This is a genomic window from Shewanella sp. ISS20, from assembly GCF_056522965.1.
Map to the genome: position 1 here is coordinate 33,989 of NZ_JAWRZK010000001.1, position 12,654 is coordinate 46,642.

Here is a 12,654-nt window from a genome sequence, read left to right on the forward strand (position 1 = left end):
GGTTGATGATGAAAAATATAAAGATGCTCGCCTTAGCTGCTGCCACTACTGCTGCTTTATCTGCCGGTTATGTTCAAGCCGAACAGTTCTACGGTTTCTCTAACGTATCTGTAAATTATTTAGATTGGTCTGACGGTACGACTGAGCGTACTGGTGGCTACAAAGAAGACTTCGTGTATTTAGAAGTTGAAGGTGGCGCTGGTTATGATTGGGGTGATGTCTACGGTTTTGTTGATTTCGAAAACCCAACTAAGGGTGAATGGAGAAAGAAGGACGAAACTGTCAAAGAGCAAGCTGAAGCTTTCCGTATTGCAGCTAAAGGTTCTGTTGCCATCAACATGGGTGACAGCAACTTTAACTACTATGGTCAATTATACACCCTATCTGACTCTTCAGGTTTCTACGAACAGAACGTGACCTTAGGTGTGAGCTACGATTACAACACTGATTTCGGTTTATGGGTTAAGCCATTCATCGGCGCACATTATGTGCATAACAACTTCATTGGTGCCGGATTCAACGGTTACATGGGTGGCTGGGTGTTAGGTTATAACTTCGAGTTGGCTGGTCAGCCAATGATGATCTCTAACTGGAATGAAATTGAATTTGACCGCGCTGACGAGTATAAAGTTGGCAACGGTACTGGTACTGGTCTAAATGGTGCCGTTGCACTGTGGTGGACTCCAACTCCTAAGTTTACTGCTGGTGTTCAATATCGTTATGCTGATCACAAGTTAGGCGCAGCGACTTATCAAAATGCTGTTATTTTCACTGCTAAATATAATTTTTAATTAGAAATTAACTGATAACGGGAGCTGCCAATGCAGCTCCCGTTATCTAACAGAAACAACCAATAAGCAAAGTAATAACCCATAAAAAGTGATTAGTTAGAATTTACTTAAAGCTGGTTTAATTAAGTTAACTGATTTTAAGTAAGCTTTATATTTTTCTCGCGCTAAAACGGATTTTTCGCGGAAAGGTAGACACATACAGTGTGAGTATGACTCTCCCTTCCGGTCTTCATGGATTCAAGTCGTGGTACTCGTTATCAAGTTTGAATACCGACAATTTGGTGTTAACGATTGAATACAATTAGTTAGCACTTAGCACTGTCAGAAGGCCAAGCTCATAATATCCTCTTACAAGCCCAAGCCGACCCTGCTAAGTGACAGAATTTTACTCATTTGAATAATGTCTTGGAGAGCAACATGAGCGATTTAAAATTAGCGGCCCAACGCGCTATCGAATTAATGGATTTAACCACTCTGAATGATGATGATACAGATCAGAAAGTCATTGATTTATGTCATAAAGCCCTGACTCCAGCCGGCAACACCGCCGCCATCTGTATTTACCCTCGCTTTATTCCTATCGCCCGTAAAACTCTGATTGAGTTAGGCGCTGAAGATATCAAAATAGCCACAGTAACTAACTTCCCTCATGGCAATGACGATATCGCGATTGCGGTATTAGAAACTCGCGCTGCTGTGGCTTATGGCGCAGATGAAGTGGATGTGGTATTCCCATACCGCGCGCTGATGGCTGGTGATGAAACTATTGGTTTTGAATTAGTTAAAGCCTGTAAAGAAGAGTGCGGTGAAGACGTATTACTGAAAGTGATTATCGAATCAGGCGTGCTGCAAGACCCTGCGCTTATTCGTAAAGCCTCAGAATTAGCTATCGATGCTGGCGCTGATTTCATTAAGACTTCTACCGGTAAAGTACCAGTTAACGCGACCTTAGAAGCGGCTGAAATCATGCTGACTGTGATCAGTGAGAAAAATACTCAAGTTGGCTTTAAGCCAGCCGGTGGCGTGCGTGACGCAGCAGCAGCTGCTGAGTTTTTAGGAACAGCGAGCCGTATTTTAGGTCAAAATTGGGTCTCGCCTCGTACCTTCCGTTTCGGTGCGTCAAGCCTGTTAACTAGCTTATTGCACACTTTGGAACTGGCAGATGCGCCAGCAGGTACTCAAGGTTATTAATTTCGATAGTGTCCGCACGAGTGAGCTTTATTTCCGCTGTGATTGCCCTAGCAATAGTGCAATCACGAGAGCTTGCCACAGGACTTGTGCGGGCTAAATTCTTTGCAAACCTAGTCACGGCAACCTTGGAGGCCAAACTATGTTTTTAGCTCAAGAAATTATTCGTAAAAAACGCAACGGTGAAGCACTTAGCGCAGCAGAAATTCAATTTTTCGTGCAAGGAATTACTGATTTAAGTGTCTCAGAAGGACAGATTGCTGCCTTTGGTATGGCCGTGTATTTCAATGACATGACCATGGATGAGCGTATTGCTATTACAACGGCTATGCGTGACTCAGGCACAGTACTTAATTGGGATTCTTTGGGGCTCAATGGCCCGATTGTCGATAAGCACAGTACTGGCGGCGTTGGTGATGTTATTAGCCTAATGCTTGGCCCTATGGTGGCGGCGTGTGGTGGCTACGTGCCTATGATCTCAGGTCGCGGCTTAGGCCATACCGGCGGCACCTTAGATAAGTTTGATGCTATCCCTGGTTATCAAACTGAGCCAGACAGTCAATTATTCCGTCAAGTGGTGAAAGATGTTGGTGTGGCTATTATTGGCCAAACTGGCGACTTAGTGCCTGCCGACAAACGTTTTTATTCTATTCGCGATAATACTGCCACCGTTGAGTCTATCTCTCTCATCACCGCCTCTATTTTATCCAAAAAACTGGCCGCTGGACTTGATGCGCTAGTGATGGATGTAAAAGTCGGTAGTGGCGCCTTTATGCCAACCTATGAGGCATCAGAAGAATTAGCCCGCAGCATTGCCGCGGTCGCTAACGGCGCTGGCACTCGCACTACGGCTATGTTAACTGACATGAACCAAGTGTTGGCATCATGTGCGGGTAACGCCTTAGAGGTGATGGAAGCGCTTAATTTCTTGACTGGCAAGTACCGTCATCCGCGTTTGTACAATATTACTATGGGCTTATGCCAAGAAATGTTGTTATTAGCAGGTCTTGCTGAAAATGCTGCCGATGCCAAACATAAGCTTGATACCGTATTAAACAATGGCCACGCCGCGGAAGTGTTTGCCAAAATGGTATCTGGTTTAGGTGGTCCGACTGATTTTGTTGAAAATCCAAGCCGCTATTTAGCGCAAGCTGAGATAGTCGCTCCTGTTTATGCTGACAAAGCCGGTTACGTGCATGCCATGGATACCCGTGAGTTAGGTCTTGCTGTCGTAAGCTTAGGCGGCGGTCGTCGTAAACCGGGTGATGCTTTGGATTACAGTGTGGGCTTAAGTCAAGTGTGCTCATTAGGGCAAGCAGTTGACGCACACACTCCATTAATGATGATCCACGCTCAGTCACAGCAAGCATTTGATGTGGCCGCGCAGCTAGTGAAACAGACTATTATTATCGAGGATACTGCGCCTGTCGCGACTCCTGATATTTATTGCGCCATTCGTGCTAGCGATCTTTGAGGTAATGATATGAAACGTACAGTGATATTAATGCTCGACTCCTTTGGTCTAGGTGCGTCCGCCGACGCGGTAAACTTTGGTGATGTTGGGGCTAATACCTTTGGCTCGATTGCTAAAGAGTGCGCCGAAGGGCGCGCCAATGTTGGCCGTGAAGGTCCTTTGGTATTGCCAAACTTATCACGCTTAGGCTTAGCATATGCCGCCATGGAAAGTGCTGGTGAATTCCCAATGGGATTTAATGGCGACCATGAAGTCATAGGTGCTTATGGCCACGCTGAAGAAATCAGCTCTGGCAAAGACACCCCAAGCGGTCACTGGGAAATGGCAGGCGTACCTGTATTGTATGAGTGGGGATATTTCTCTGACTTAACTAATTCATTCCCATCAGAATTAACCAATAAAATACTGGCTCGCGCCGGTTTATCTGGATTTTTAGGCAACTGTCACGCGTCTGGCACCGATATTTTAGATAAACTCGGTGAAGAACACATGCGCACTGGCATGCCTATTTTCTACACCTCGGCTGACTCAGTTCTCCAAGTGGCTTGCCATGAAGAAACCTTCGGTTTAGATAACTTATTGCGTCTGTGTGAAATCGCTCGTGAAGAGTTAGCTCCTTATAACATTGGCCGCGTTATTGCCCGCCCATTTATCGGTAATAAGGATGCAGGTTTTGCGCGTACCGGTAATCGCCGTGATTATGCGGTTGAGCCGCCAGCAAAAACTGTGCTTGATAAGATGAAAGACGCCGGTGGTGAAGTTGTGAGTGTCGGTAAAATTGCCGATATTTACGCTCATTGCGGTATCACCAAAAAAGTTAAAGCCAATGGCTTAGATGACTTGTTTAATGCCACCCTTGAAGAAATCAAGCTGGCTGGTGATCGCACTATTATTTTCACTAACTTTGTCGATTTTGACTCGCATTATGGCCACAGACGCGATGTTGCTGGTTATGCCAGAGCATTAGAATACTTTGATGGTCGTTTGCCAGAGTTATTGGCATTGCTGAATGATGAAGATTTATTAGTACTCACGGCCGATCATGGTTGTGATCCTACTTGGAAGGGATCGGATCACACTCGTGAACATGTGCCAGTACTAGTTAAAGGGGCTGGCTTAGTTGCTGGTTCACTTGGTAGACGTAAAACGTTTGCCGATATTGGTCAATCCATTGCTAGCTATTACGAGCTTGAGCCAATGGCATACGGTGAATCATTTATTCATCGCTAATATAAACACCGGCGTAATGCCGGTGATTAAATAACGAAAATACAGAGGTAAAACCGATGGCAACTCCACATATTAATGCAGTAGACGGCGCATTTGCAGAAACCGTATTGTTCCCTGGCGATCCACTGCGAGCCAAGTTTATCGCTGATACATTTTTAGAAAATGTTGAGCAAGTGACTGACGTACGTAACATGTTGGGCTTCACTGGTACCTATAAAGGTAAAAGAGTCTCTGTGATGGGTTCTGGCATGGGCATTCCATCTTGCTCTATCTATGCTACTGAACTGATTAAAGATTATGGCGTTAAGAACCTGATCCGTGTGGGTACTTGTGGCGCTATCAGCACTGACGTAAAAGTACGTGACGTATTAATCGGTATGGGTGCTTGTACTGATTCACAAGTTAACCGTTTACGTTTCCAAAACCAAGATTTCGCAGCGATTGCTGATTACGATTTGCTGAGCGCTGTGGTTGATTCTGCAAAAGCTCGTGGCACTAAAGTGCGCGTAGGTAACGTATTCTCGGCTGATCTGTTCTATACCCCAAATCCAAGCATGTTTGATACCATGGAAAAAATGGGTATTTTAGGCGTCGAAATGGAAGCGGCTGGCCTGTATGGCGTAGCTCATGAATTTGGTGCTCGCGCCCTGTGTGTTGTGACTGTATCTGATCACATCCGCACCGGTGAAGCGACTACTTCTGAAGAGCGTCAAACCAGCTTCAACGAAATGATTGAAATGACTTTAGAAGCAGTATTAACTCTGTAATCTCTATTAGTCGCAATGAAAAAAGGCCCAAAAGGGCCTTTTTTTATGGGTTTTCGTCACTAGCATCGCTATCATTATTGTCGCTTTTATCTTTTAGATAGCGCCTCACTTTATATCTACGCCTATCGTAATCGGCGCGTTTGAACGACAGCGCCCGCGATAGTAAAAAACCTATCAATCCCGCCACTAATAACATCATTTCTTGCTGTTCCATGTTGATGTTATGGGCCTGTTCAATTTGTTTAAGCATGGAATCTTGGACTAAATACGCCTCAACGTAACCTAAATGCACTTCATCTTGATAGACGGGTTCAACATAGGCCGGATACTCTTTAGCGATATCACTTAAATTCGAAGCATCTTTTTCTATGTTGTTGTCGAGCTGCTGCGCAAAGGCGAGGCGATGGCCTTCACTGCTATATATGCTGACCGCATGAACCTTAGGATCTTGCACTAACGAGGTCGCTAACCATTGAAGTTGTTCATCATTTTGTAGCTGTAACGCAGGTGCCGCGCCTTGTGCGGCTTGCTGAACTAAGAGGCGCGCCATCTTCTCTGATTGGGCTTTCAGCAATTGCTTGCCTTGTAGTAGGCTAGCTTGCCAGAGGTGAACTAAGGCAAAAATTAATAGCAGTGCGGTAATGATTTGTACCACTCTGATAAATTTATGGCTTTTTTTCAAACCTTTAAGATGTAACACTGAGCACCATTACAATAATTATCCTTGCCTAATCATAATGGATATTGCGGCTTAGGCACAGTCGGAGAGGTGAGTTCATGGATCTAGCGCCAAATATTGCTCCTAGTTACGCCCATTTTGATGAGCTATTTAGTCAGATGCGTTTAAGATCTGGACCTGTGTCTGTGCATAATGAAGGCGCTATTTTACCTTGTGTGCGCTGGGTGTTTCCGCGCTCTTGGCTATCAGATGTCGCTATGATCACTAAGCTGTGCCACTGCGCTCATGGCTTTGAATCCTTCTCTATAGCGCCGCTTGTAAGACCTGGGGACTATGTCGGTCTTGAATTTGCAGGCGCGCCGCTTGAGTCCATTTATCAGTCACTGCAATGGGATAATAGCGAAAGCCTAATCATCCATTCACCGCTGCCACAGCTGAGTGAAGCGGGATTGTTATTGATGGACATGGATTCGACCGCCATTGCCATTGAATGCATTGATGAGTTAGCGGCTATGGCTGGGGTTGGTGCAGAAGTCGCCGCAGTTACTGAGCTTGCCATGCAGGGTGAGTTAGATTTTGAGCAAAGTTTACGGCGACGGGTTAAATTATTAGCGGGCGCAGATGAGCGCATTATTACTGACTTATGCCAGCGCTTACCTTTAACGCCTGGGTTAGCTGTAATGTGTCAAACCCTTAAAGACAATGGTTGGAAATTGGTACTCGCTTCAGGTGGTTTTACTCCGTTCGTAAGCTTGCTGCAGCATAAGTTGGGATTAGATGATGCTTATGCCAATCACTTAGAAATCATGGATGGCAAACTCACTGGGCAAGTGCTGGGTGAAATAGTTGATGCTAACTATAAAGCGTCGGTATTAACTCAGTGCGCGCAGCGTTGGCACATAGCACAAGGGCAGCGCTTGGCCATAGGCGATGGCGCTAATGATATTCCTATGCTGCAAGCATCTGATTTTGGCATTGCCTTTCATGCTAAACCTAAGCTGCAAAGTATTGCTGCGGCCAAGATAAACCGCCTTGATTTACAAGCCCTGCTATTTTGGTTGCAAGCATAATGAGCAGCATAAACACTAACGCTAAGCATAATCACTTCGAGCATGTGAGCATTACTCATCTAGAGCAGCAATCTCACTTCTTGCCCTTTGAAGATGGGGCGCTGCATGTCCGCTCAATATTAGCGCCGCAGCAAGTGCGCGCCGATATGCCTGTGGTGTTGCTGCTTCATGGCGCCATGTCCAATGGCAAGGTGTTTTATAGTGATAGCGGTAAAGGCTTGGGCTGTTATCTGGCGCGTAATGGTATGGCCGTGTACGTCATGGATACCTTTGGGCGCGGGCAGAGCGAGCCCAGCCTTAATCGCCATAATAATCCGCAGCAAGAATCAGTGATTTGCCAGCAATTACCATTAGTGCAACGATGGATATTGCAGCGCCATTCTAAGGCTAAGGGCGTGCATTGGTGCGCGCATTCCTGGGGCGGAGTATTGATGGCAAGTAGCTTAGTGCGCATGACAGACATAGCGCCAAGCGTGTTATCTTTGGTATGTTTTGGCAGTAAACGCACCATTAAGACTCAGTCCTTGAAAAAGTACTTGATGGTTGATTTACTTTGGAACCGCATTGCGCCGCGATTAGCGCGTAAGCACGGCTACTTTGATGCGCGCCATTGGCGCCTTGGCATGGACAATGAAAGCCAAGCCTCGTTACTTGAAACTATTGACTGGGTCGCAGGCCCTTGGATTGGTCATCAAGATGGTTTTGATTACTGTGAAGCCGCCAAACGCTGCACTTGGCCGCCAGCATGGTTTTTTGCCGGCGCGCGCGATACTGTGCTTGGGAATCCTCGGGATGTACAAGACATGATGGCTGAATGCCAGTTAACTCAGGCTAAGTTTACCTTGCTTGCTAAAGCTAATGGTCATAGCGCGGATTATGGCCATGGAGAAATGCTCACCTCGCCATTAGCAATCAGCGATCATTTCCCTGCGCTTAAAGATTGGTGGTTGGAGTTAAATGCCGCGGCTAATCATTCAAACTAATATCACTCAAACTAATTTTGCTTGCTCGGAAGTGCAGGGTAACGCAGCAGTACTTCCGAGCTAATATCTAATATCTCGCCAAGGCCAATCACTTGCCAAAGCATGTCCTCTAACTCTTTTACTTTTTGCGGAGCATGAGGGCGCATATATTCAATTTCACGGCGAATATAGGCCATATCCGGCTTATGCGCGGCGCTGCGATAAATGCGCAGTGCGTAGAATTGACCTTGTTGCTGCGCCTTCACAATATAATTGAGCTGCGCATGAATATCGCCAATAATCCGCGGTTGCAGACAGGTTAAGTTACCTGTGGCGGGCTTTGAAATAAACACTTCAAAAAAATCCATCTCATAATCTGGATTCATAGTCCGCACTGGATCTAAAAAGTCACGTTTAAGCACGCCATCACCTAGCATGGCGGTTAAATCAATTCCTTGCGGAAAGTTATCAAAGATATTGGTAAGTAAATGCTTAGTTGTGGTGGCTGCCAGGCATGACAGCTTGGCATTGTTAATCGTTTTTTCCACAAACCAGAGTACGCCTGGGAGGCTGCGCATCATCAAGTTTTTCAAGGCTTCCGCCAGCTCTTTGGCCTCGGCATTATTTTCAGTCAATTTTTGCAGTTTTTCTTTATTGGCTTCAATCAGTTTCTTTAAAAACGCTACGCCCATATGAGGCTCATGCCCCATAATTGCCACTAGATGTAAGCTTTGATTATTGCGCCTGCTGCGCACTAGCTTATAGGGCATTTCCACCAACATGACTTTACCGGCTAAGGGCTGCAGTTTCGGGAAGCTTAATAGCAAAGGTTCATCAGTGTTAAATTCGATCACATCATCAAGGTTAAGCTGCATGCCGCGGCCAGAGATATCCTGAGAAATGGCTTTAGCATTTATGTCACCTTGACGAATATGCACTAAGGTCTTGAAAGCAAAGCGCGCTTCCATGCGTCGCTCCGAAAACTCCATCGCCACTTGCTGAATTTGGTGAGCATTAATTTTTACTTGGGCAAAGACTTTTAACGCATTGGCATTTTCTGCATCTAAGCGCGCTTGATAGAGGCACCGAGCTTGTTCATTGGCCAGATCTTGCACTATTAAGCTGTGCTGCAGCTGGGTTAACTGCTCGGTAACTCCAGGGCTGTAATCGCTGCTTTCTAGCGGCAGAACTGAAGCCTTATAAGGAATTTGGTGGTCGATGGCGTAAGGATTGATGCGATAAATTCTAAAGCTGGTTTTGCGAGCGCCGAAGCCTAAAAATAAATTCTGTAATTGCTGCTGCTCTAATTCCCACAGAGTGGCGGAGTAAAAAAATAGCTTACCATTGGTGTTATGGGAGAAGCATATGAACAGTTGCTGGCGAATGTCTTGTGGCGCTTTGAGTAATCTATCAATGCGTGCATGAGTTAACATGGCAGGTAATTGATTGATATCATTTTGGTCGACAAAGTCATTCAGAATGCTTTGATTTTCTTGGCTTAATAACAAATAACTTAAGTGCCATTGCTGTTCTTTTTTGGTGGTAAACACAGCTAAGTGCGGAAAGTGTGGCAGATATTGACGTTCAATCCCCAAACCTGTGGCGGTATTTAATACGTCACTGACATCGATTTTATAGCGGCCCTTATAGGTTTGCAGCAGCTGCTCTAATAACTCTGAAAGTGCAGGCATAGCATCAAGTTGTTTGAAGCTTACGAAATCGGCATTTGCAGTGGATTCAATTTGTACCACTTGATATTCAACGCCTTGCTTTATCTCATCAGCCACACCATCGTTAATCAGTTCCACTAAAAACAGCTTTACCTTAGCTTGAAGAGAAAGGGCGTGGTTTTTTGGTAACTTAAGACGAATGCCGCTGACTGAAATATCAGTGGAATTTACCACGTAACTTTGGCCTTGATAATGAATGTCGACCTTGAGGCTATAATGCATCCGCTCTTCATTGCGATTAAAATAGCTGCCAAGTATTTTTAATGGCATAAAAAATGGCGAATCGAGCACTTGCTTAGCTTTGGCGCTTGCTGCTAGCCTTAGTGATTCGCGGCGACGTTTATGGCTATTGATGACCTCTTCATAGACGCCTAAGGTATAATGCTGCTGATAGAGTGACATCGACTCTAGTAATATGGCTTTGGCGGGGAGATCTAAGAAATGCTTCTGTTGATCTACTAGCACTTCCTCCCAGGGCAGTTCAGTTTTATCTCGTAAATCAATATTTCGAGTACAGTGAGTCGCAAGACGATTGAGTTCCATTTTGATGAGAAAGCGATCGGAACTCGATTCGCCCGCGGTTAATTGCTCAAACAGCTCCTGAAAGTGTTCTTCCATGACGAGAGGTTTGAGCTGGTCTATTAGGCTGCTGTACTCTTTAATTATCATTTATGTTTCTTATAAAAGCATCCAAGCTTTTTATCGGCAGTAAATTTGTTTACTTTATCTTAGCTTATACGAATTTTTGAGAATTATGGCAAAGAATAAAACGGCCTTTGTGTGTAATGAGTGCGGACAAGACTTTCCTCGATGGCAAGGTCAGTGTAACGCGTGTAAAGAATGGAACACTATTACTGAGGTGCGTTTAGGAAGTGCACCTGCAAGTCGCGGTGCAAATTTCAGTGGCTTCGCAGGTTCTGGCAGTAGTCAGGTGCAAACCTTAGCTCAAATTGATTTAAATGAATTGCCGCGCATAGCGAGTTCCTTTGCTGAATTTGACCGAGTACTGGGCGGCGGTATAGTCCCAGGTTCTGCCATCTTAATTGGTGGCCATCCTGGCGCTGGTAAGAGTACTTTATTGCTGCAAACCCTATGTCGATTGTCGCAGCAAATGCCCGCGCTCTACGTTACGGGTGAAGAATCGTTACAACAAGTGGCGATGCGAGCCCACCGTTTAGGTTTACCGATAGATCAGCTAAAAATGTTATCGGAAACCAGTGTCGAACAAATTTGTGATATTGCCTTACAAGAAAAACCTAAGGTGATGGTGGTCGACTCCATTCAGGTGATGCACATTAACGATGTGCAATCATCTCCTGGCAGCGTGTCGCAAGTGCGCGAGTCTGCGGCTTTTTTAACGCGTTTTGCTAAGCAGCAAGGCATAGCTGTGATCATGGTTGGCCATGTAACTAAAGATGGCAGCTTAGCTGGCCCTAAAGTGCTTGAACACTGTATTGATTGCTCTGTCATGTTTGAAGGTGATAGCGATAGTCGCTATCGTACTTTGCGTTCTCATAAAAACCGTTTTGGGGCGGTTAATGAGCTTGGGGTATTTGCCATGACAGAGAAAGGCTTGAAAGAAGTTGCTAATCCGTCGGCGATATTCTTAACCCGCGATGAAGCGGCTCCAGGCTCATTAGTCATGTCCATTTGGGAAGGGACTCGGCCTTTGCTAGTGGAGCTTCAAGTATTAGTCGATAGTTCTGCTATGTCTCATCCAAGGCGAGTGGCTGTGGGGATGGATGGCAATCGACTCGCCATGCTATTAGCTGTGATGCATCGTCATGGCGGCCTGCAAATGGCAGATCAAGATGTATTTGTGAACGTAGTTGGTGGCGTCAAAGTGACCGAAACCAGTGCTGACTTAGCCTTATTACTAGCCATGGTTTCAAGTTTTAGAAATCATACCTTAGATCAAGACTTAGTTGTCTTTGGTGAAGTGGGGTTATCAGGGGAAATTCGTCCGGTACCTAATGGGCAAGAGCGCTTAATTGAAGCGGCTAAACATGGTTTTAAGCGCGCTATTGTTCCTAAAGCGAACGCGCCTAAAAAACCTATTGCTGGCATGCAAGTGATTGGTGTATCTAAGCTAAGCCAAGCGTTAGATGCCATCATTTAAATGACTCTTCAATTACGCGTAACACGCATTTAATCGAGTCAGGCGCAGTTTTTATGACTGCGCTGACGACTTTTTAATTTAACTCATGATTATTCTTTAAAAGCACCGCTGCGGTGCTGCTCAATAAATAGACTCAACTCTCGGTCCAACAGGCTAGTGTCACCTAGGTTTAATTCAATCAAGCGGCGTAAGTGGCTGATAGATTCCACATCAATATGTTGGGTGCGTAAACCTAACCATTCCTTTTCTTGATGACTAGTTTCAACCTTCATTTGTAAGGAAATATCTGAGCTTGGCAAAGTGAAGTGCAATACCAGATCTGGACTTTTTACATTCAGTTCCGGAGGGCGCTCAACCAGCGCGCCATTCAAACATAAATCAATAATTCGCGTTGGCCAGCGTATGTTACTTTGCGCAATATAGGCATTAGCATTAAAAAAAATCCTTGAGAATTTACGTCTATCATCCATGTTTTCTTACCTTGCAGCCCCTGTTAACAAACATAAGTATATGTCTTAGCGATTAAAATGCTTGTTTAACGCCGATAAAAAGGAACTTAAGGTAATTTATGCTTAATAGTTAATAGGAATTAATGCGTAATATCAGTTTGTTATGAAATTTTAACCTGAGTTTATGAAAAATTG

General features: G+C 45.0%; 11 protein-coding genes. 8 read left to right on the forward strand and 3 right to left on the reverse strand.

All coding sequences use genetic code 11. From position 1 onward, the window contains the following. The first annotated feature begins 5 nt into the window (after positions 1-5). The 5 genes from AC1HDP_RS00215 (at position 6) to deoD (ending at position 5,450) form a co-directional block, all read left to right on the forward strand. A complete protein-coding gene (locus AC1HDP_RS00215) occupies positions 6-791 on the forward strand; it encodes an outer membrane protein OmpK (protein ID WP_479637185.1) in 786 nt (261 codons plus the stop codon). Between the two features lie 417 nt (positions 792-1,208). Beyond that, positions 1,209-1,982, forward strand: coding sequence for a deoxyribose-phosphate aldolase (gene deoC / locus AC1HDP_RS00220; RefSeq protein WP_479637186.1), 774 nt, complete (start codon positions 1,209-1,211; stop codon positions 1,980-1,982). Between the two features lie 139 nt (positions 1,983-2,121). Beyond that, positions 2,122-3,453 (forward strand): thymidine phosphorylase, encoded by a 1,332-nt coding sequence (gene deoA, locus AC1HDP_RS00225; RefSeq protein WP_479637187.1) that lies wholly within the window; start codon positions 2,122-2,124, stop codon positions 3,451-3,453. Between the two features lie 9 nt (positions 3,454-3,462). After that, positions 3,463-4,683, forward strand: a complete 1,221-nt coding sequence (locus tag AC1HDP_RS00230) for a phosphopentomutase (protein WP_479637188.1) — start codon at positions 3,463-3,465, stop codon at positions 4,681-4,683. A 56-nt stretch (positions 4,684-4,739) separates the two neighbouring features. Further along, on the forward strand, positions 4,740-5,450 hold the full coding sequence (deoD, locus tag AC1HDP_RS00235) for a purine-nucleoside phosphorylase (protein ID WP_479637189.1): 711 nt from the start codon (positions 4,740-4,742) through the stop codon (positions 5,448-5,450). Positions 5,451-5,493: 43 nt separating this feature from the next. On the opposite strand, the gene AC1HDP_RS00240 is transcribed toward deoD, so the two are convergent. Then, entirely contained in the window at positions 5,494-6,150 is a 657-nt protein-coding gene (locus AC1HDP_RS00240) for an AhpA/YtjB family protein (RefSeq protein WP_479637190.1), read from the reverse strand. Positions 6,151-6,227: 77 nt separating this feature from the next. Here AC1HDP_RS00240 and serB point away from each other — a divergent pair, with 77 nt between their 5' ends. Together serB and AC1HDP_RS00250 are read left to right on the forward strand one after the other, a co-directional pair. Beyond that, positions 6,228-7,199, forward strand: a complete 972-nt coding sequence (serB, locus tag AC1HDP_RS00245) for a phosphoserine phosphatase SerB (protein ID WP_479637191.1) — start codon at positions 6,228-6,230, stop codon at positions 7,197-7,199. Further along, positions 7,199-8,182, forward strand: a complete 984-nt coding sequence (locus AC1HDP_RS00250) for an alpha/beta fold hydrolase (RefSeq protein WP_479637192.1) — start codon at positions 7,199-7,201, stop codon at positions 8,180-8,182. Before serB ends, AC1HDP_RS00250 begins: the two co-directional genes overlap by 1 nt. Positions 8,183-8,193: 11 nt before the next feature. On the opposite strand, the gene AC1HDP_RS00255 is transcribed toward AC1HDP_RS00250, so the two are convergent. Continuing rightward, positions 8,194-10,560, reverse strand: a complete 2,367-nt coding sequence (locus AC1HDP_RS00255) for a PilZ domain-containing protein (RefSeq protein ID WP_479637193.1) — start codon at positions 10,558-10,560, stop codon at positions 8,194-8,196. A gap of 85 nt (positions 10,561-10,645) precedes the next feature. Here AC1HDP_RS00255 and radA point away from each other — a divergent pair, with 85 nt between their 5' ends. Then, complete coding sequence (gene radA, locus AC1HDP_RS00260) at positions 10,646-12,010, forward strand: DNA repair protein RadA (protein WP_140931711.1); 1,365 nt, start codon at positions 10,646-10,648, stop codon at positions 12,008-12,010. An 89-nt stretch (positions 12,011-12,099) separates the two neighbouring features. Here radA and AC1HDP_RS00265 read toward each other — a convergent pair whose 3' ends face one another. Then, positions 12,100-12,480 (reverse strand): PilZ domain-containing protein, encoded by a 381-nt coding sequence (locus AC1HDP_RS00265; protein ID WP_479637194.1) that lies wholly within the window; start codon positions 12,478-12,480, stop codon positions 12,100-12,102. Positions 12,481-12,654: the final 174 nt, after the last annotated feature.

Excerpts from the sequence above, each read along its gene's own strand:
- AC1HDP_RS00215 (WP_479637185.1), top strand. The coding sequence starts at position 6 with ATGATGAAAAATATAAAGATGCTCGCCTTAGCTGCTGCCACTACTGCT.
- deoC (WP_479637186.1), top strand. The coding sequence starts at position 1,209 with ATGAGCGATTTAAAATTAGCGGCCCAACGCGCTATCGAATTAATGGAT.
- deoA (WP_479637187.1), top strand. The coding sequence starts at position 2,122 with ATGTTTTTAGCTCAAGAAATTATTCGTAAAAAACGCAACGGTGAAGCA.
- AC1HDP_RS00230 (WP_479637188.1), top strand. The coding sequence starts at position 3,463 with ATGAAACGTACAGTGATATTAATGCTCGACTCCTTTGGTCTAGGTGCG.
- deoD (WP_479637189.1), top strand. The coding sequence starts at position 4,740 with ATGGCAACTCCACATATTAATGCAGTAGACGGCGCATTTGCAGAAACC.
- serB (WP_479637191.1), top strand. The coding sequence starts at position 6,228 with ATGGATCTAGCGCCAAATATTGCTCCTAGTTACGCCCATTTTGATGAG.
- AC1HDP_RS00250 (WP_479637192.1), top strand. The coding sequence starts at position 7,199 with ATGAGCAGCATAAACACTAACGCTAAGCATAATCACTTCGAGCATGTG.
- AC1HDP_RS00255 (WP_479637193.1), bottom strand. The coding sequence starts at position 10,560 with ATGATAATTAAAGAGTACAGCAGCCTAATAGACCAGCTCAAACCTCTC.
- radA (WP_140931711.1), top strand. The coding sequence starts at position 10,646 with ATGGCAAAGAATAAAACGGCCTTTGTGTGTAATGAGTGCGGACAAGAC.
- AC1HDP_RS00265 (WP_479637194.1), bottom strand. The coding sequence starts at position 12,480 with ATGGATGATAGACGTAAATTCTCAAGGATTTTTTTTAATGCTAATGCC.